Annotated in this window: 17 protein-coding genes and 1 pseudogene; 7 read left to right on the top strand and 11 right to left on the bottom strand. The window is 72.4% G+C overall.

Translation table 11 applies throughout. The features are described 5' to 3' along the window. The first annotated feature begins 93 nt into the window (after positions 1-93). Positions 94-939 (top strand): hypothetical protein, encoded by an 846-nt coding sequence (locus tag EDC02_RS21785; protein WP_123603558.1) that lies wholly within the window; start codon positions 94-96, stop codon positions 937-939. Positions 940-973: 34 nt separating this feature from the next. Here EDC02_RS21785 and EDC02_RS21780 read toward each other — a convergent pair whose 3' ends face one another. The 8 genes and pseudogenes from EDC02_RS21780 to EDC02_RS21745 all read right to left on the bottom strand — a co-directional run bounded on the left by EDC02_RS21780 (position 974) and on the right by EDC02_RS21745 (position 8,904). Further along, positions 974-2,236, bottom strand: coding sequence for a beta-ketoacyl synthase N-terminal-like domain-containing protein (locus tag EDC02_RS21780; protein WP_199757896.1), 1,263 nt, complete (start codon positions 2,234-2,236; stop codon positions 974-976). A 23-nt stretch (positions 2,237-2,259) separates the two neighbouring features. Continuing rightward, positions 2,260-3,543 carry a beta-ketoacyl synthase gene (locus EDC02_RS21775; RefSeq protein WP_123603557.1) on the bottom strand — a complete coding sequence of 428 codons (1,284 nt, stop codon included), beginning with the start codon at positions 3,541-3,543 and terminating at the stop codon, positions 2,260-2,262. A 119-nt stretch (positions 3,544-3,662) separates the two neighbouring features. Continuing rightward, positions 3,663-4,034, bottom strand: a pseudogene (locus EDC02_RS21770) (cupin domain-containing protein); the annotation flags it as partial. Beyond that, the gene (locus EDC02_RS21765) at positions 4,031-4,873 is read right to left on the bottom strand and encodes an SRPBCC family protein (protein WP_123603555.1); all 843 of its coding nucleotides are present in this window, start codon (positions 4,871-4,873) and stop codon (positions 4,031-4,033) included. The pseudogene EDC02_RS21770 and the gene EDC02_RS21765, both read right to left, overlap by 4 nt. Before the next feature lie 24 nt (positions 4,874-4,897). Beyond that, positions 4,898-6,268 carry an acetyl/propionyl/methylcrotonyl-CoA carboxylase subunit alpha gene (locus EDC02_RS21760; RefSeq protein WP_123605027.1) on the bottom strand — a complete coding sequence of 457 codons (1,371 nt, stop codon included), beginning with the start codon at positions 6,266-6,268 and terminating at the stop codon, positions 4,898-4,900. Between the two features lie 13 nt (positions 6,269-6,281). Further along, positions 6,282-6,812 carry an acetyl-CoA carboxylase biotin carboxyl carrier protein gene (gene accB / locus EDC02_RS21755; RefSeq protein ID WP_123603554.1) on the bottom strand — a complete coding sequence of 177 codons (531 nt, stop codon included), beginning with the start codon at positions 6,810-6,812 and terminating at the stop codon, positions 6,282-6,284. Further along, a complete protein-coding gene (locus EDC02_RS21750; protein ID WP_123603553.1) occupies positions 6,809-8,572 on the bottom strand; it encodes an acetyl-CoA carboxylase carboxyltransferase subunit alpha in 1,764 nt (587 codons plus the stop codon). Before EDC02_RS21750 ends, accB begins: the two co-directional genes overlap by 4 nt. Continuing rightward, on the bottom strand, positions 8,569-8,904 hold the full coding sequence (locus EDC02_RS21745; protein WP_123603552.1) for a TcmI family type II polyketide cyclase: 336 nt from the start codon (positions 8,902-8,904) through the stop codon (positions 8,569-8,571). Before EDC02_RS21745 ends, EDC02_RS21750 begins: the two co-directional genes overlap by 4 nt. 338 nt (positions 8,905-9,242) lie before the next feature. On the opposite strand from EDC02_RS21745, the gene EDC02_RS21740 reads away from it, so the two are divergent. Then, positions 9,243-10,049, top strand: a complete 807-nt coding sequence (locus tag EDC02_RS21740; protein ID WP_123603551.1) for a bacterial transcriptional activator domain-containing protein — start codon at positions 9,243-9,245, stop codon at positions 10,047-10,049. Here the strand turns inward: EDC02_RS21740 and EDC02_RS21735 are convergent. Then, entirely contained in the window at positions 10,027-10,677 is a 651-nt protein-coding gene (locus EDC02_RS21735; protein WP_123603550.1) for a hypothetical protein, read from the bottom strand. The genes EDC02_RS21740 and EDC02_RS21735 overlap by 23 nt on opposite strands. 105 nt (positions 10,678-10,782) lie before the next feature. Beyond that, positions 10,783-12,684 carry an ABC transporter ATP-binding protein gene (locus tag EDC02_RS21730; RefSeq protein WP_233606168.1) on the bottom strand — a complete coding sequence of 634 codons (1,902 nt, stop codon included), beginning with the start codon at positions 12,682-12,684 and terminating at the stop codon, positions 10,783-10,785. A gap of 151 nt (positions 12,685-12,835) precedes the next feature. On the opposite strand from EDC02_RS21730, the gene EDC02_RS21725 reads away from it, so the two are divergent. Genes EDC02_RS21725 through htpG form a run of 5 tightly spaced genes read left to right on the top strand, consistent with a single transcriptional unit; the run spans position 12,836 to position 17,933 of the window. Continuing rightward, on the top strand, positions 12,836-13,228 hold the full coding sequence (locus EDC02_RS21725) for a molybdopterin-binding protein (protein WP_123605026.1): 393 nt from the start codon (positions 12,836-12,838) through the stop codon (positions 13,226-13,228). Then, positions 13,228-14,022 carry a molybdate ABC transporter substrate-binding protein gene (modA, locus tag EDC02_RS21720; protein WP_123603548.1) on the top strand — a complete coding sequence of 265 codons (795 nt, stop codon included), beginning with the start codon at positions 13,228-13,230 and terminating at the stop codon, positions 14,020-14,022. Before EDC02_RS21725 ends, modA begins: the two co-directional genes overlap by 1 nt. After that, positions 14,019-14,849 carry an ABC transporter permease gene (locus EDC02_RS21715; protein ID WP_123603547.1) on the top strand — a complete coding sequence of 277 codons (831 nt, stop codon included), beginning with the start codon at positions 14,019-14,021 and terminating at the stop codon, positions 14,847-14,849. The genes modA and EDC02_RS21715 overlap by 4 nt, the downstream gene beginning before the upstream one ends. Further along, entirely contained in the window at positions 14,846-16,045 is a 1,200-nt protein-coding gene (locus EDC02_RS21710; protein ID WP_233606166.1) for an ABC transporter ATP-binding protein, read from the top strand. Before EDC02_RS21715 ends, EDC02_RS21710 begins: the two co-directional genes overlap by 4 nt. 34 nt (positions 16,046-16,079) lie before the next feature. Further along, complete coding sequence (htpG, locus tag EDC02_RS21705; RefSeq protein ID WP_233606426.1) at positions 16,080-17,933, top strand: molecular chaperone HtpG; 1,854 nt, start codon at positions 16,080-16,082, stop codon at positions 17,931-17,933. 85 nt (positions 17,934-18,018) lie between these two features. Here htpG and EDC02_RS21700 read toward each other — a convergent pair whose 3' ends face one another. Further along, positions 18,019-18,732: an aspartate/glutamate racemase family protein gene (locus tag EDC02_RS21700; RefSeq protein WP_233606164.1), complete on the bottom strand. Its 714-nt coding sequence runs from the start codon at positions 18,730-18,732 to the stop codon at positions 18,019-18,021. Between the last annotated feature and the right edge of the window lie 180 nt (positions 18,733-18,912).

Genomic DNA, 18,912 nt, shown 5'->3' with positions numbered 1-18,912 from the left:
TCTCCACCAAGCTCGTTTTCTCCATCAACCCGGTGCGGGACAGCCTGCTCCGCTACCGACAACCAGCCCGTCAACCACCTAGAACCAGGAACCATGGCTCCCTACCTGCAGATCACTCGCACCGACCGTCACCACCGGTCGGTCGTCCAAACCCCGATCACGCCCTTCTGCCACCTCGACACCGGCCGGCGGATCGTCGTCGTCTCCACGGCCCATTTCGGCGAGGGTGGCTACTACCAGGCTCTGCTCGGTGCCATCACCGCGTCAATGAACCAGGGCTTCACCGTCCACTACGAGAACGCCAACCATCAGCGACCCGACGACCAGCCCTCCACCGCAGAACAAACCGTTCTCGCCGATCTCGCCACCATGCGCGACCTGGAAGCACTACGGATGTCGGCACTCGGATGGACTCACCAACCCACCGTGCTGCATCACCCCAACTGGCAACGCCACGACCTCACTGACCTCGAGATCGTGCGACAAGTCGGAACCGAGGCAATGCGCCGCTACATCATCCGCCGGACACGATCACTCACCTGGCCCGATCACGAAACCTGGCGACTCGCCTGGCACCAAGCCATCTTCGCGGTCGGTAACCGGGTCAGCATCCGAGTCCCACCACCGGAAGCCGCCCGTACTGCCCACATCAACCCGCTCACCCGCGTCCTGCTCCACACCCGTACCCAGATCGCCGTCACAGCGGCCACCGCCACCACCGACGATCTCATAATGATCTGGGGAGCCCGACACCTTCCCGGCATTACCACCGCCCTCAGCGCAGCTGGCTACCGGCCCGACTACGACCACCAGCGGTGGCCCATCGTCGGATACCTCCCACCCATCCGCGCCAACACCGCCCGCTACCTGCTACGTCGACCGCCCACACCCCATCCCTGCTACTACACGAACGACCGCAACCACCCCCAGCCGTGTTGAGGCAGTCTGCGGCCAGCCGGCAGCACGAACCGAGTCAGCCCCAGTCCGGGTCGCGGCGCAGCAGCAGGGCGCTGTTGAAGCCGTCGAAGCCACGGGCGGCGACCAGCGCGGCGTGCCCCGCGCACTCCCGTGGCGTACGGACGAAGTCGAGGTCGCAGCCGGGTGCCGGGCGGCGCGGTGCGGCGGTCGGCGGCAGCAGCCGGTGCCGCAGCGCCAGCAGCGCGGTCGCCACGTCCAGCGCCGCGCTGCCCTGGTGCGCCCGGCCGGTCAACGGCTTCGGCGTGGTCACCGGCGGCGCCGCCGGGCCGAAGACCGCCCGCACCGCCCGCGCCTCGGCCCGGTCGAAACGCGGTACGCCGAGCGCGTCGGGTAGGCAGACGTCCACCTGCGCCGGAGCCACCCCGGCGGTCGCCAGCGCCCGGCGCATCGCCCGGGCGTACTGGTCGGCGTCCCCGCCGGTGTGCCGGTCGGTGTGCCGGGCGTCGTGGCTGGCGCCCCAGCCGGCGACCTCGCCGTAGATCACCGGGGCGCCCCGGGCCAACGCGTGCCCCAGCTCCTCGACGACCAGCACCGCGCCGCCCTCGCCCGGCAGGTAGCCGGCGGCGTCGACGTCGAACGGCAGGTACGCCGAGTCCGGGTCGGCGCCGGTGCTGAGCAGCCCGCTCCGCAGCTGGCAGGCCAGCGCGTACGGGCTCAGCGCGCATTCGGTGGCACCGGCCAGCACCACGTCGGCGCCCCGCCGGATGGTCCGGGCGGCGTGCGCCAGGCTGTCCAGCCCGCCGGCCGCCTCGGCGACCAGCACTCCGCAGGCGCCCTTGAACTGGTGGGCGATGGAGAGCTGGCCGACACTGGCGGCGTAGAACCAGGCGATCGACTGGTACGCCCCGACGGTACGGCCGGGCCGGCTCCACAGCCGCTGCAGCTCCCGCTGGCCGAACAGGTTGCCCCCGGACGAGCTGGCCAGCGCCACCGCGTACCGGTCGGGGTCGTCGGCGGTGTCCGGCAGCCCGGCGTCGGCCAGCGCCAGCCGGGTGCCGGCGAAACCGAGATGGGTCCACCGGTCGGTCTGCACCGCCCGCCGGTTGTCGGTCCACTGCAGGGCGTCGAAGTCGGCCACCTCGCCGGCCAGGGTGACCGGGTACGGCGCCGGGTCGAACAGGGTGATCCGCCCGGTGCGGACCTGCCCGGCCAGGGTCGCCTTCCAGTGCGCGTCGGCACCGAGTCCGGTCGGCGCCACCACGCCGATCCCGGTGACCACCGCCCGCCGCCCGGGTGCAGCGGCCCGCTGACCGGGCAGCGCGGCCGGGGGGCCGTCGGCGCTCACCGTACTGTCCTGTCCGGTCGGGCGAAGACCATCGCCGACTGGAATCCGCCGAATCCGCTGCCGACCGACAACGCGACGTCGACCGGTAGCTCACGGGCGGTGTTCGGGACGTAGTCCAGGTCGCATTCCGGGTCGCGGGTGCGCCAGTTCGCGGTCGGCGGGACCACCCCGTGTGCCATGGCCAGCGCGCAGGCCGCCATCTCGATCGAGCCGATCGCGCCGAGCGAATGCCCGATCATCGACTTGATCGAGCTGACCGGCACCCGGTACGCCGCGTGCCCGAGTGCCCGTTTGAACGCGGCCGTCTCGTGCCGGTCGTTCTGCCGGGTACCGGAGCCGTGCGCGCTGACGTACGACACCTCATCCGGGTTGAGCCGGGCCTGGTCCATCGCGTCGACGATGGCCAGTGCCATCTCCGCGCCGTCCGGACGCAGCCCGGTCATGTGGTAGCCGTTGCTGCGGGTGGCGTACCCGCCGATCTCGCAGTAGATCCGCGCGCCGCGCCGCCGCGCGTGGCCCAGCTCCTCCAGCACCAGCACGGCGGCCCCCTCGGCGAGCACGAACCCGTGCCGGTCGTTGTCGAACGGCCGGCTGGCGTGCGCCGGGTCGTCGTTGTCCGGGCTGGTCGCCCCGATCGCGTCGAACGACGCGACGGTGACCGGGGAGATCGGCGAGTCGGCGGCACCGGCGAGCATCACGTCCGCGTCGCCGTCGACGATCAGCTGGTGGGCGTAGCCGATCGCGTCGATGCCGGACGTGCAGCCGGTGGAGATCACCTGCGCCGGCCCGTGCAGCCCGTGCCGGCAGGCCACGTCAGCGGCCAGGCTGCTGGGCACCAGCGCCTGATAGAGGTACGGCATCGTGCAGTCCGGGTTGACCAGCCAGTGGCTGCCCGCGTCACTGGCCACCACATACTCCTGCTCCAGGGCCACGGTGCCGCCGACCGCCGAGCCGAGCGCCACCCCGGCCCGCAGCCGGCCGGCGTCGTCGAGGCACAGCCCGGCGTCGGCGACCGCCTCGATCGAGCAGGCGAGGGCGAACTGGACGTACCGGTCGGCCCGTCGCCGCTCGCGCGGGCCGAGTCCGGCGTCCGCCGGGTCGAAGTCGCATTCGGCGGCGATCTGGGACCGGAACGGGGACGGGTCGAAGACGGTGATCCGGCGGGTCGCCGTACGCCCGGCGGTGATCGTCGCCCAGAACGCGTCCCGGGTGGCACCGCCGGGGGCGACCACCCCGACCCCGGTCACGACGGTACGCCGGGGCGACCCGGACGCGGTCACGGCCGGTGCCCGTTGGGTGTGGTGGTCCGGGTGCGCGGCGTCGGCCGGCGGCCGGGCCTGGCACCGTTCGGACCCGGGCCGGCGGCGGCGTCCGGGCCGGGACCGAGCACCGCCGGTCCTTCGGTGTCGACGTGGCCGAGTTCGGGACGCGGCGCCAGCGGGCTGAGGTGGAAGACCACCTCGGCCGGTGCCCTGCTGACGTTGCGCAGCCGGTGCCGGGTGTTCATCGGCACGAACAGCCCTTCGGCGCGGCGTACCGCCACCGGCAGGTCGTCCAGGTCGACGACGATCTCGCCGCGCGCGACGTAGAGGAACTCCTCGCTGTACGGATGGTAGTGCTCGGCGATGCGTTCGCCGGGGCGCAGCACCGCCAGGCCGAGGAAGCCGGAGGTGCTGCCGACCGTCCGTGGACCGAGCAGGACGCGCAGTTCGCCGCCGCGCCGACGGTCGGCGGCGAGGTCACGGGCGGCGACGAGCCGTGGATCGTTCATCGGGTTCCTCCGGCGGGGTCTGCGGTGCGGGCCAGGGTTTCGATCCGGTCGCGGATGATGTCCAGCTGGATCCGGCTGTTGGTGTTGATCCGTTCGGTCATGCCGGCGTTGTCGAGCGGCGCGGTCGGTCGCATGGCGAAGTCCTGCACCCAGGTCATCCGGGTGCCGCCGGGGACCTCGGCGTAGTCCCAGCGGATCCGCATGTACTCGAACGGTCCGGTCTCCACCCGGTGGGCCAGCACCCGGCGGCGGTCCCGGTCGGCGGTGCGTTCGCTGACCCAGCTCCAGACCGTCCCGTTCTCGTCCGGGTGCATGGTCAGCCGGAACCGCACGGTGTCCCCGTGCCGGTGCACGATCTGCACCGACGCGTACTCGGTGAACAGGTCGGGCCACCGGTCGACGTCGTTGGTGACCGCCCAGACGAGATCCACCGGGGCGGCGATCACCACGCTGTTCTCGGTGTGCCCGGGCGGCGGCCCGGCGGTGGTCGCGCCGACCCCGGCGGCCGCACCGGCGCCGGTAGCCGAGTTGGCTTCGCCAGCGATTTCGCCGGTGATTTCGCCGGTGATTTCGCCGGCGATTTCGCCGGCGATTTCGTCGGCGACCAGCTCGGCGATCTCGACGATGGTCAGGTCCGCGCTGTCCGGCGGGATCCGCACCTGGTACCGGTCGGCCACCACGGCCTGAAGCTCCAGCAACGCCAGCGAGTCCAGGCCGAGCTCGGCCAGGGACGCCGCCGGGGTTTCGGCGGCGCCGGCCGGGTCGAGCCCGCAGTTGCGTACCAGGATCGCGGTGATCTCCGCGGCGGTGACCTTCTGCTGATCGTCGGTGATGCTCATTCGTTCCTCCTCGGGCGTGTGTGGTCAGGCCGTACGGGTCTGCGACGACTCGTCGAGCAGCCGGCCGACCAGGCCGGTCGAGAGCCGTCCCTTGCGGAACATGGCGTCGTCCAGCACCCGGCGCAGGAACGGCACGGTGGTGTGGACGCCGGGCCCGCGTACCTCGAACTCGCTCAGCGCGCGCTCCATCCGGTTGAGCGCCAGTTCCCGGTCCGGCGCCCAGACCACCACCTTGGCCAGCAGCGGGTCGTAGTGCGGTCCGACGACGTACCCGGTGTGGCCGTGGGTGTCGACCCGGGTGAACGGGCCGCCGGGGATCTCGAAGCGGTCCAGCCGGCCGGGCGTCGGGGTGAACCCGCGCTGCGGGTCCTCGGCGTTGACCCGGCATTCGACCGCGACGCCCCGGGGCCGGATGTCCGGCTGGCGCAGCCGCAGCGGCGTGCCGCAGGCGATGTGGATCTGTTCCTGCACCAGGTCCACCCCGGTGATCATTTCGGTGACCGGGTGTTCCACCTGGATCCGGCAGTTGATCTCGATGAAGTGGAACTGGTCGTTCTCGTCGACCAGGAACTCGAAGGTGCCGGCGCCGACGTAGCCGACCGCGAGCGCGCCGCGCAGCGCCACCGCGGCCATCTCGTCGAGCATCGCCGCCGGCAGCGTCGGCGCCGGGCCCTCCTCGATGAGCTTCTGATGCCGCCGCTGCACCGAGCAGTCCCGGGTGCCCAGGTGCACCCCGTTGCCGTGGCCGTCGCACAGCACCTGCACCTCGACGTGCCGGGCCTGGGTGAGGAACCGCTCCAGGTAGACCCGGTCGTCGCCGAAGACCGCCCGGGCGGTCTGCCGGGTCCGGTGGTACGCCGGTGCCAGGTCCGCTTCGTCGGTGACCACGGTCATGCCCCGCCCACCGCCGCCGGCCGCCGCCTTGATGATCACCGGATAGCCGATCTCGGCGGCGACCGCGGCGGCGTGGGTGCTGCTGGGCGCCGGCTCCCGGCTGCCCGGCGGCAGCGGCAGCCCGGCCGCGCCGAGCACGTCCCGGGCCTTGGCCTTGTCCCCGAGGGCCAGCATGACCTGCGGCGGCGGGCCGATGAAGACCAGGCCGTTCTCCGCGCAGATGTCGGCGAAGTCGGCGTCCTCGGAGAGGAAGCCGTATCCGGGGTGGACGGCCTGGGCGCCGGTGCGCCGGGCCGCTTCGACGATCGCCGCCGCGTTGAGGTAGCTGGCCCGGCTCGGCGGCGGGCCGATCTGCACCGCCTCGTCGGCGAACCGGACCACCGCCGAGTCGCGGTCCGCGGTGGAGTGCACCGCGACGGTCCGTACGCCGAGTTCCCGGCAGGCCCGGGCGACCCGCAGTGCGATCTCCCCCCGGTTGGCGATCAGGATCTTCTCGAACACGGTCACCGCCTCCTCAGCCCGGTGCCACGGTGATCAGCGGCTGGTCGAACTCGACCGGTTCGCCGTCGTCGGCCAGGATCTCCACGACGACACCCCGCCGGTCGGTGGTGATCTCGTTCATCAGCTTCATCGCCTCGACGATCCCGATCACCTGACCCGGCTCGATCGAGTCGCCGACCTCGACGAACGGCGTTCCGCCGGGCTCTGCGGCCCGGTAGAACGTGCCGACGATCGGCGACCCGATCGGGTGCCCGGCCGCTGGTGCGGCCGGGTCCGCCGCCGGTGCGGTGAGTCCGGCCGCTGGCGCGGCCAGCCCGGCCGCCGGTGCCGCCGGCGGGTCGGCCGGGGCCGACGGTGCGGCCGCGACCGGCGTGGTCCGGTCGTGCCACTCGATCTCGATCATCGTGTCGCCGTGCCGGACCTGGACCCGGCGCAGCGGACCGGTGAGTTCACCGACCAGCGCGCGGGTCTGCTCGGCGAGCCGGCGCAGCTGGCCGGCCGGCTCCGACCCGGCCGGGGTTCCGTTGGCGGCGGCAGTGGTCATCGCGGGCTCACCTGGATTTCTTGGTCAGTGTCGGGCTGCGGCACACCGGTGCCGACGGTGCCCGCGCCGTAGCGGCGGAACCGGCGGGAACGTCGACGCAGCAGGTCGGCAGTGGGTACGGCGAGCAGGTCGGGCAGCGCGGCGGTAAGGGCCGCCCGTACCCGGTCGGAGGCGCCGGCCGGATCCCGCTGCGCGCCGCCCGGTGGTTCGCCGACGATGCCGTCGGCGACGCCGAGGCGTACCAGGTCGGGCGCGGTGAGCTGGAGCGCGGCGGCGGCCCGGGGCGCGGCGGCCCGGTCGTGGAACAGGATCGCTGCGCAACCCTCGGGACTGATCACCGAGTAGACGGCGTTCTGCAGCATCAGCACCCGGTCGGCGACGGCCAGCGCGAGCGCTCCGCCGCTGCCGCCCTCGCCGGTGACGACGGCGACCACCGGGGTGGGCAGCCGGGCCAGGGTTCGTAGGCAGGTGGCGATCGCGGCGGCCTGGCCCTGTTCCTCCGCGTCGACCCCCGGGTGCGCGCCCGGGGTGTCGATCAGGGTGACCACCGGCAGTCCGAGCCGGGCGGCGAGCCCCATCACCCGCAACGCCTTGCGGTAGCCGGCCGGGCTGGCCATGCCGAAGTTGCGGGCCAGCATCTCCCGGGCGTCGTGGCCCTTCTGCTGCCCGATGACGGCGACCGGCTGGTCACCGAGCCGGGCCAGTCCGGCGACGATCGCCGGGCAGTCCGCGCCGAGCCGGTCGCCGTGCAGTTCGACGAAGCCGTCGAACGCCGTCCGCAAATAGTCCAATGTGGTAGGTCGGGCCAGGTCCCGGGCGGTACGCACCGACTGCCAGGCGGTCGGCGTCGCGTCGGCCCGGTGCGTCGGTCTGGGTCGCGGAATCGGCCCGGTCCCCGCCGCTGTCGGCCCGGTCCCCGGCACCGTCGACCCGGCCGGCGGACCTGTTCCGGCCCGGCCACCCGCGGTCAGCGCGAGCAGGGCGCGCAGCCGGGGGCGTAGGTCGTGGCGTTCGACGACCATGTCGACCTGGCCGTGCCGGAGCAGGAACTCCGCGGTCTGGAAACCGACGGGCAACGCCTGGCGGATCGTCTCCCGGATCACCCGGGGGCCGGCGAACCCCATCCGGGCGCCACGTTCGACGATCACCAGGTCGGTGTTGGTGGCGAACGAGGCGGCGACCCCGCCGTACGTCGGATCGGTGACGACGCTGACGGTGAGCAGTCCGGCGGCGCGCAGTTCGGCGATCGCGCAGCTGACCGTCGCCATCTGCATCAGCGCCAGGACGCCCTCCTGCATCCGTGCCCCGCCGGAGGCGGTGACCAGCACCAGCGGATCCCGGGCGGCGAGTGCCTCCTCGGCGGCGCGGGTGATCAGCTCGCCGGCGGCGCAGCCGAGGCTGCCGCCGAGGAACCGGAAGTCCATCACCGCCAGGACGACCCGCTGCCCGCCGATCCGGGCGGTGCCGCACACCACGGCCTCCGCCAGGCCGGTCGCGGCCCGCGCCTGGGCCAGCCGTCGGCGGTACGGCATCGAGTCGACGAACCCCAACGGGTCCACCTCGGCGGCTCGGTCGGCGAGGCCGGTGAAGCTGTCCGGGTCGACCAGCTGTCCGATTCGTTCCGCCGCGGTCAACCGCTGGTGGTGTCCACACTCGGGGCAGACCTCCAGGTTGCGGCGCATCCGTCGCCGGTAGACCAGCGCGCGGCAGGCGCGGCAGCGCAGCCAGCGGTTGCGGCCCGGGGCCGCCACGGCGGTCATCGGGGCCGACCGGTGGGTGCGTCCCAGTGGTAGAACCGGTGCGCCATCGCGTCCCGGGGTGAGCGCCAGGTCGCCAGGTACGGGCTGATGTAGGTGGCGAGCCGGCGGCTGACCTCGTCGAACTCGGGGTGTCGCCGGGCGGCGGCCACCGCGTCCGGTCCGGTCTCGTCGGTCTCGATCAGGTGCACGTACAGGTCGTGCAGCCGGTAGAGCGACCGGTGCCGTACCCCGGCCAGGTGGGGCAGGTCGGTCAGGTCCGACTCGGCGAAGATCTCCGCGACCTGCTGCTCCGCGTCGGGGACCACCCTGGCGATGATCAGCGAGCGATCCATGGTTCCTCCCAGCGGCGTCGGGCCCGGTCCTGGCCAACCATGCCGCCGTAGGCGTCACCAGCGCGTTGTCCGCGCCGCCCGGGTCACCGCTCGTCGGTGACGCCGACGTAACGGCCTGCGAGTACAGTGCGTGATCGTTCTCGATGTGCGTCGGTCTCGCCCTGGCGGCCGTTGGGGGCAGCAAAGTGCCAGGTCAGACGGGATGGCATCGGCAGGACGAGCGAATCGGGTAGCCGACTGTGTGTTGACTGAGAGTAATCGCGATTGATAATCTTCGTGACGCGATGACGTGATGCAAGGGCGGCGACCGGTGACTGACGTGTGCAGGGGGTTCGGCCGTGACGTCAGAGGCAGGCAACGCGGGGGCATCATTTCGACTGCTGCTGCTCGGCGGCTTCCGTTTGATCCACCAGCAGGAGACCGTGTCGATCCCCCGTGGACTGCAGCGGATCGTCGCGGTGATCGGGCTGCGACCCGGCACCACCCGTACCCACCTGGCCGGTCTGCTCTGGCCGGAAGCCGCCGAGGACCGCGCACTGTCCTCGCTGCGTACCGCACTGTGGCGGCTGCGCCAGGAGCCGAACTGCCCGCTGCGGACCGCCGGCGACACCGTCCGGCTCGACCAGCGGGTCCAGGTCGACGTCGACGACCTGGTCCGGACCGCCGCGCGGGTGCGCGACGGTGGGGATCCGCGGCTGGCCGACGCGGTGCTCACCGCCGCCCGGCACGACCTGCTGCCCGGCTGGTACGACGACTGGGTGCTACTGGAACGGGAGCGGCTGCGGCAGCTGCGGCTGCACCTGCTCGAGCACGTCGCCCGCTCCCATCTGGACGCCGGTCGGCACGACGAGGCGCTGCAGGCCGCGCTGGAAGCGGTCGGCGCCGAACCGTTGCGGGAGACCCCGCACCGGCTGATCGTGCAGATCCATCTCGCCGAAGGCAACGCCTACGAGGCACTGCACGCCTTCTACGCGTACCGCGATCTGGCCCTGCGGGAGCTGCAACTGGAACCGTCCCCGGCGATGGCCGCGCTGCTCGGCGACATCCTCACCCCGATCCGGGACGCGCCAGCCCGGCGCACGCTCGACCGGCGTCGGCCGGGTGAGTCGGCATCCGGCCCGGTCAGCCCTCGCCCGGCCCGCTGACCCGTCCGGCGTCACCGCCGAGCGAGACCCGGACCAGGGCGGCCGCGAACCGGGGCAGGTCGCGCTCACCCACCAGGGCGGCCAGCCGCTGCGGCGAGGTCGGCAGATCCAGCTTGCGGGCTCCGGTGACCACCCGCTTGTCCAGGTACGGACGCAGCCCGGGCCAGACCGCCTGCGCCTCGCGCAGGAATATGTCCGCTCCGGTCGGGCCGACGCCGGGGAACGCGGTGAGCAACCGGCGCAGCACGGCCGGATCGTCACCACCCTCGGCGTGCAGCCGCCGTAGGTCACCGCCCCACCGCTGGTGGCACAGTTCGGCTCCGTCGCCGAGCATCGTGGCGGTCCGTTCGTCGTACCGCCGGTAGTGGCCCCGGCCGAGCGCGTCGACCCGGTCCTGCCAACTGGCCGCGCACATCGCCGCCGGCGTGCGGTAGCCGGCCGCGAACAGTTCCCGGGCGGCGGCGACCGCGACCCCGGCCGAGATCCGGGCGCTGAGCAGGGTGGCCAGCACCAGCAGTTGGTACAGCGGTACCGGCCGGTCGGCCAGGGCGATACCCGCCTCGGCGCTGAACGTCCGGCCCTGCCGGTCGAGCAGCGCGTCGACCGTGCGTACCTGCCGATCCGCCATCGTGGCAACCTCCGTTCCCGGCCGACGAGGTACCCCCGGCGGCGCGGACGAAACGGGAGCAGCCCGCCGCGCCCCGCCTGCATCGTCGGTCGGTCCGGCGTCGGGTCAGCCCACGTCGCTCGGCACCAGATCCCCGGTACCGGCGCGGTCACCGTTCACCGGCCCGCCGACGCGGTCACCGTCCGCCGGCCCTCCGACGAGCTCACCGTCCGCCGGCCCGCCGGCCTGGGCGATCCGCAGCGCCTCCACCAGGTCGCGGTACAGCTCGTCGGTGGCCAACAGCGTCTGGTGGTCGCCGTACGCCCGGATCCGCCCGCTGTCCATCACCACGATGATGTCGGCGTCGATGACGGTGGAGAGCCGGTGCGCGATGGTGACCACCGCGCCGTTGCCGGCCTGCTCCCGGATGCAGTCGTGGATGGCCGCCTCGGTGAGTCCGTCGACCTGGGCCGTCGCCTCGTCGAGCAGCAGGACGTCCGGCCGCCGCAGGATCGCCCGGGCCAGCGCGATCCGCTGCCGCTGTCCGCCGGACATCGACGACGGGGTGAGCGGGGTGTCCAGCCCGTCGCCGAGCGAGTCGATCTTCTCGGTCAGCCGGACCGCGTGCAGCGCGCGGTGGATCTCCCCGTCGGTGGCGTCCGGATGGGTGAACAGCAGGTTCTCCCGGATGGTGCCGGGGATCACCGGGGTGTCCTGCTCGACGTACGCCAGCCGGCTTCGGACCTGCTCGTGCCTCAGCGACGGGTACGGTCGACCGTCGAGCAGCAGCTCGCCCTGCTGCGGTGCGAGGAACCGCAGGATCAGCGAGAAGAGGGTGGTCTTGCCTGCGCCGGACGGGCCGACGATGGCCAGGTGTCCACGGCGTGGCACGGCGAGGTCGATGTCGCGTACCGCGGCCGGTAGGTCGGGTCCGTAACCGGCGGTGACCTGCCGCAACTCCAGTACAGGTGGGTCGGTGTCGGCGGTCGCCCGACCCGCCCGGCGGGCCGCCGGGCCCGGTGTAGCGGCCGGGTCGGATTCGGCCGGCATCGCCTCGACCTGCCGGATCCGGCCGGCGGCGGCGATCCCGGACTGCAGCGCGGTGAGGTGCCGGCTCAGCGTGGTGACCGGCTCCATCAGCCCGAACGCGTACAGCAGGAACGCGATCAGGCTGGAGACCGGCAGCGCGCCGGTGCCGACCCGCCAGGCGCCGAGACCGAGGATGGTGATGATGGCCAACTGGATGCCGGCCCAGGCGACGGTCCAGGCCAGGGCCTCGCGGCGGATGGCCCGGATACTCTGCCGGGCCGACTCGCGGGCCTCGCCGACGACCCGCTCCGACTGGCGCTGCTCGGCCCGGCTCACCTTGACCGTGCGGATCGCCCGCAAGGTGCCCTCCAGCGCCGCACCCAACTTGCCGACATGCTCCTGGGCGCGTTCGCGCGCCTTGGCGATGCCCGGCAGCAACAGGCTGAACAGGACGGTCATCCCGGCGACCGAGGCAACGGTGGCGCCGAGTAGCACCAGGTCGAGCACGGCCATCAGCACCAGCGTGCCGACGAGCCTCACCGAGCCGTTGATCAGGCCGATCACGCTCGACGAGGCGGCTTCGCGCAGCAGCACCGTGTCCGAGGTGACCCGGGTGACGAACTCACCGGTGGGCCGGGCGGTGACGGCCGGCACGGTGGCCCGGAACAGTCGGCGCACCATCGACTGGCGGGCGTCGAGGATCACCCGTTCACCGACGGTGCCGAGCAGAATCCACTGCCACAGCCAGATCACGACACCCAGGACGAGCAGCCCGAGCAGCGCGAGCACCGGGCCGCGCAGCGACGCCGCCCCGGTCAGAGTGTCCAGCACCCATTTGGTGACCATCGGGGTGGCGAGGCCGGCGGCGGAGCCGACCAGGGCGAGGAACAGGCCGAGGCCCAGCGCGCGGCGGTGCGGCCGGGCGAACGACCAGAGCAGGCGGAGCCGGGGCAACCGGCGGTCGGCGACGGGGGATTCGGCGGTCTGCGCGACGGTCACACCATCAAGTGGACCACGGGCCGTTCCAGCTGGACCCCTGCGGTTGGTGGCGGGCGCTACCCGGGCTGCATCTAGGTGCCCTCCTTCGGCTCGCATCTGCAAGGCTAAACGGTCTTTCGCATCGCAGGTGCGAGAGGATACCGTCTGGTTCGTGGCGACCTACCGAATCGGCGACGCCGCCGAACTGCTTGGCGTGAGCGTCGACACCGTGCGGCGCTGGGTGGACGCCGGCAAACTCGCCGCTGCCCGGGACGGCAACGGCCACCGGATGATCGCCGGCGTCGATCTGGCGGCCTTCGCCCGCGCCCTCGCCGACGACCCCGACGAGGGCGTCGGCCGGTCGTCGGCCCGTAACCGGATGCGCGGCATCGTCACCGCGGTCACCCGCGACACCGTGATGGCCCAGGTCGACATCCAGGCCGGCCCATTCCGGATCGTCTCGCTGATGAGCCGCGAAGCCGTCGACGAACTCGGCCTGACCGTCGGCACCACCGCCACCGCCGTCGTCAAATCCACCAACGTCGTCGTCGAACGGAGCAACTGATGCGCCGCCACGCAGACTTCCTCGCCCTGGTGGCCGTCACCGCGCTGCTGGCCGCCGGCTGCGCCACCGGCACCGGATCGGTTTCCGACGACACCCGGGACGACGCCGTAGCCGGCGTCACCGGCTCACTCACCGTGCTGGCCGCCGCCTCGCTCACCGACGCGTTCACCCGGATCGGAGCCGACTTCGAGGCGGCCAACCCCGGGGTCTCCGTCACCTTCAGCTTCGCCGGCAGCTCCCAGCTCGCCCAGCAGATCACCGCCGGGGCACCCGCCGACGTGTTCGCCGCCGCCAGCCCGGCCACCATGGCAACGGTCGTCTCCGTCGGCGAGGCAGCCGGCGAACCCGCCGTCTTCGCCCGCAACCAGTTGGTCATCGCGGTGCCGGACGGCAACCCGGCCGGCGTCACCGGGCTGGCCGACCTCACCAGGTCCGGTGTCAAGGTCGCCCTCTGCGCCGAGCAGGTGCCATGCGGGGCGGCCGCCCGTACCGCGCTCGACGCCGCCGGCAGCGACCTCGTCCCGGTGACCTTCGAACGGGACGTCCGCGCCGCGCTGTCCAAGGTCCGCCTCGGCGAGGTCGACGCCGCCGTCGTCTACCGCACCGACGCGGCCGTCGCCGCCGACGAAGTCGACGCCGTCGAGTTCGCCGAGTTCGCCGAGGCGATCAACGACTACCCGATCGTCACCCTGGCCGCCGCCACCGACCCGCCGGCCGGGGAGGCCTTCGTCGGGTACGTCCGCTCCGCCGCCGGCCAGGCCGTCCTGACCGACGCCGGTTTCCAGAGTCCGTGACCGCGCCCGCGCCGCCCGCCGTCAGCCGGCGACGCCGCCGTACCGACCGGCGGCTGCCGGTCTTCCTCGCCCTGCCCGCCCTGGCCGGACTGGCCTTCCTGACGCTGCCGCTGGCCGGCCTGCTGCTGCGTACCCCGTGGGCGCAGCTGCCGGCCCGGCTCACCGCGCCCGGGGTCCTCGACGCGTTGCGGCTGTCGCTGCTGACCGCCACCGCCGCCACCGTGCTGTGCCTGCTGCTCGGCGTACCGCTGGCCTGGCTGCTGGCCCGCGCCCGGTTTCCCGGCCGGGGCCTGATCCGCGCCCTGGTCACCGTGCCGCTGGTGCTGCCGCCCGTGGTCGGCGGCGTCGCGCTGCTGCTCGTCTACGGCCGGCGCGGCCTGGTCGGCGGGTGGCTGGACAGCACCTTCGGGGTGACCCTGCCGTTCACCACCACCGCCGTCGTGCTCGCCGAGGCGTTCGTCGCCATGCCGTTCCTGATCATCGCCGTCGAGGGCGCGCTGCGCGGTGCCGACCCCCGGTACGAGGAGGCCGCCGCCACTCTCGGGGCCAGCCGGTGGACCACGTTCCGCCGGGTCACCCTGCCGATGGTCGGCCCCGGGATCGCCGCCGGTTCGGTGCTGTGCTGGGCACGGGCGCTCGGCGAGTTCGGCGCCACCATTACCTTCGCCGGCAACTTCCCCGGCCGTACGCAGACCATGCCGCTCGCCGTCTACCTCGCCCTGGAGCAGGACCTCGAGGCCGCGATCGTGCTGAGCCTGCTGCTGCTGACCGTGTCCGTGGTGATCCTCGCCGGGCTGCGCGACCGCTGGGTCGGTGGTCTGCGTTGACCACGCGGCGACGGGCCGACCCCGACCCCGACCCCGGCCCTGGACCGGCGGCGGCGCTCGACGCACATCTGGTGGTCCACCGCACCGGGTTCACCCTCGACCTGCGGCTGACCGTCGCCGCCGGGGAGGTGGTCGCGCTGCTCGGACCCAACGGCGCCGGCAAGACCACCGCGTTGCGGGCCCTCGCCGGGCTGCAGCCGCTGCACGCCGGCCACCTGCGCCTCGGTGACCGGGCACTGGACCAGCCGGACACGGGGTTGCTGGTGGCGCCGGAGCACCGGCCGATCGGCGTGGTCTTCCAGGACTACCTGCTGTTCCCGCACCTGACCGCGCTGGACAACGTGGCGTTCGGGCCGCGGAGCCACGGCGTGCCGCGTCGCGTCGCGCGCGACGTCGCAGCCGGCTGGCTGGACCGGGTCGGGCTGACCGGACACGCCCGACGCCGGCCCCGGGAACTGTCCGGCGGGCAGGCGCAGCGGGTCGCGTTGGCCCGGGCACTCGCCGTACGCCCGCAACTGCTGCTGCTCGACGAGCCGCTCGCCGCGCTCGACGCCCGCACCCGGGCGGAGACCCGCGCCCACCTGCGGCAGCACCTCGCCGCACACGCCGGCGTCGCCGTGCTGGTCAGCCACGATCCGTTGGACGCGATGATGCTCGCCGACCGGCTGGTGATCGTCGAGGACGGCCGGCTGGTGCAGTCGGCTGACGCGGCCACCGTCACCGCCCGCCCGCGCAGCGACTACGTGGCCCGGCTGGTCGGGCTCAACCTGTACCGGGGCAGCGGGGACGGGACCGGCGTCACGCTACCCGGCGGCTTCCGGCTGGTCGCCGCCGAGCCGCTGCGCGGCGACGTGTTCGTGGCGTTCCCGCCGTCGGCGGTGGCGCTCTACCGGCAGCGTCCGGACGGCAGCCCGCGCAACTCGTGGCCGGCCACCGTCAGCAGCGTCGCCCGCAACGGTGACCGGCTGCGGGTCGAGCTGGCCGGGCCGTTACCGGTCGGAGCGGACGTGACCGCGGCGGCGGCCGCCCACCTTGACCTGCGTCGCGGCGAGCGGGTGTGGGCGACACTCAAGGCGACCGAGGTGGCCGGCTATCCGGCCGACCCGGACCGTACGATTCTCGGTGGAAGCCAGGCTTCCGACGGCAATTCGTCTCCAGGAGGGAATCCAGGTGAGCACCGGGGTCGAGACGCGTGAATTCCAGGCCGAGGCGCGCCAGCTCTTGCAGCTGATGGTCCATTCGATCTACTCGAACAAGGACATCTTCCTGCGCGAGTTGATCTCGAACGCCTCCGACGCGCTGGACAAACTGCGCTTGCAGGCGCTGGTCGACAAGGATCTCGACGTCGACACGTCGGACCTGCACATCGAGGTTGAGGCCGACCGCGAACAGCGCACCCTCACCGTGCGGGACAACGGCATCGGCATGTCCCGTGACGAGGTGGTCAGTCTGATCGGCACGATCGCCAAGTCCGGCACGGCCGAGCTGCTGCGCAAGATGAAGGAATCCAAGGAAGCCGCCGCCCAGGAGCTGATCGGGCAGTTCGGCGTCGGCTTCTACGCCACCTTCATGGTCGCCGACCGGGTCGTCCTGACCACCCGGCGGGCCGGGGAAACCGAGGCGACCCGCTGGGAGTCGTCCGGCGAGGGCACCTACACCATCGAGACGCTCGACGAGGCGCCCCAGGGCACCACGGTCACCCTGCACCTCAAGCCCGAGGACAAGGACGACCAGCTGCACGACTACACCGAAGAGTGGAAGATCCGGGAGATCGTCAAGCGGTACTCGGACTTCATCGCCTGGCCGATCCGCACCACCACCGAGCGTCCCGGTGAATCCGACGGGGAGACCACCAGCGAGGTGGTCACCCTCAACTCGATGAAGGCGCTGTGGGCGCGGCCCCGTTCCGAGGTCACCGACGACGAGTACAAGGAGTTCTACAAGCACGTCAGCCACGACTGGAACGACCCGCTCGACATCATCCACATGAAGGCCGAAGGCACCTTCGAGTACGAGGCGTTGCTGTTCGTGCCGGCGCAGGCGCCGTTCGACCTGTTCATGCGGGACGCCCGGCGCGGCGTGCAACTGTACGTCAAGCGCGTGTTCATCATGGACGACTGCGAGGCGCTGGTCCCGGAGTACCTGCGGTTCATCAAGGGTGTCGTCGACGCGCAGGACCTGTCGCTGAACATCAGCCGGGAGATCCTGCAGCAGGACCGGCAGATCCAGCTGATCCGGCGCCGGCTGGTGAAGAAGGTGCTCTCCTCGCTCAAGGAGCTGATGGACAACGACGCCGACCGGTACCGCACGTTCTGGACCCAGCTCGGCCGGGCGGTGAAGGAAGGCCTGCTCAACGACTACGAGAACCAGCGGGCGATCCTGGACATCTCGTCGTTCGCCTCGACCCACGACCCGGAGCAGTTGACCACCCTGGCCGGGTACATCGAGCGGATGCCCGACGGTCAGGAGGACATCTACTACATGACCGGCGAGTCCCGGACGATGATCGAGAACTCGCCGCACATGGAGGCGTTCAAGGCCAAGGGGTACGAGGTCCTGCTGCTCACCGACCCGGTCGACGAGATGTGGGTCGAGTCGGTCGCCGACTACGACGGCAAGAAGCTGCGGTCGATCGCCAAGGGCCAGGTCGACCTGGCCGGCGACGACGACACCGCCGAGTCCGACCCGGAGCGGGAACAGCAGAAGGAAACGTACGCCCCGCTGCTGTCCTGGCTGGGCAAGACGCTCGACGAGCAGGTCAAGGAGGTACGGCTGTCCACCCGGTTGACCACCTCGCCGGCCTGCCTGGTCGGCGACGCCGCGGACATGACCCCGGCGCTGGAACGGATGTACCGGGCGATGGGCCAGGACGGGCCGAAGATCAAGCGGATCCTGGAGCTGAACCCGACCCACCCGCTGGTCACCGGGCTGCGCGAGGCGTACGGTGCCCGCGCCGACGATCCGGCGCTGGCCGAGACCGCCGAGCTGCTGTACGGCACCGCGCTGCTCGCCGAGGGCGGTGAACTGGACGACCCGGCCCGGTTCGCCAAGCTGCTCGCCGACCGACTGGCCCGTACCGTCTGAACCGCCGGATGTCAGGTCCCCCGGCGGGCGTCGATCCGCCGGGGACGCCCGCCGGGGACGCCCGTCGAACGGGACCCGCGGCGGCTCAGGCGGTGACCGTCACCTCGGCGGCGATCGCCTGGTCGACGGCGGCGGCGACGTGCAGCCGGCTGGTCGGGAAGAGCAGCAGCGGGGTGTCCTCCTGGCGGACCAGCAGCTCGATCTCGGTGCAGCCGAGCACCACGCCCTGTGCGCCGGCGGCGATCAGCCGCTCGATCACCTTCAGGTACCTGGCCCGGGACGACTCGCTGACCACCCCGAGGCACAGCTCGTCGTAGATGACCGAGTGGACCATCTTGCGGTCCGCTGCGTCGGGCACCAGGACGGTCAGGCCGTGGCCGGCCAGCCGGTCGCGTAGGAAGTCCTGCTCCATGGTGAACGCGGTGCCGAGTAGACCGACCGTGTGCAGCCCGTGGCTGCGGACCGCGTCAGCGGTGACGTCGGCGATGTGCAGCAACGGGATGTCGATCGCGGCGGCGACCTGGTCGGCGACCTTGTGCATGGTGTTGGTGCACAGCAGCAGCAGGTCGGCGCCGGCCGCCTCGACCCGCCGGGCCGCGTCGGCGAGCAGGTCGGCGGCCTCGTCCCATTCTCCGGCTGCCTGCCGTCGTTCGATGTCGGCGAAGTCGACCGAGTAGAGCACGCACCGCGCCGAATGGTGCCCACCCAGCCGGTCGCGGACCAGCTCGTTGGCGAGCCGGTAGTAGTGTGCGCTGCTTTCCCAGCTCATGCCGCCGAGCATGCCGATCGTCGTCACCATGCGGTCATCGTGGCACAGGTGCCGGTCGGCGGGGCGCGTTACAGCTCGCGCAGCCGGGGCACCACCTGTTCGCCGACCTGACTCACCCAACCGGTCGGGTCGGAGGTGTCCGGGTTCACCCAGACCTTGCTGACGCCGAGCTCGGCCAGCCGCCGCATCGCGGAGAGGAACCCGTCGATG

The sequence above is a fragment of the Micromonospora sp. Llam0 genome (genome assembly GCF_003751085.1).
Classification (GTDB): Bacteria; Actinomycetota; Actinomycetes; order Mycobacteriales; family Micromonosporaceae; genus Micromonospora_E.
Note: the sequence above shows the minus strand (reverse complement) of the source record. Positions and strands in the feature narration are given on the sequence as shown.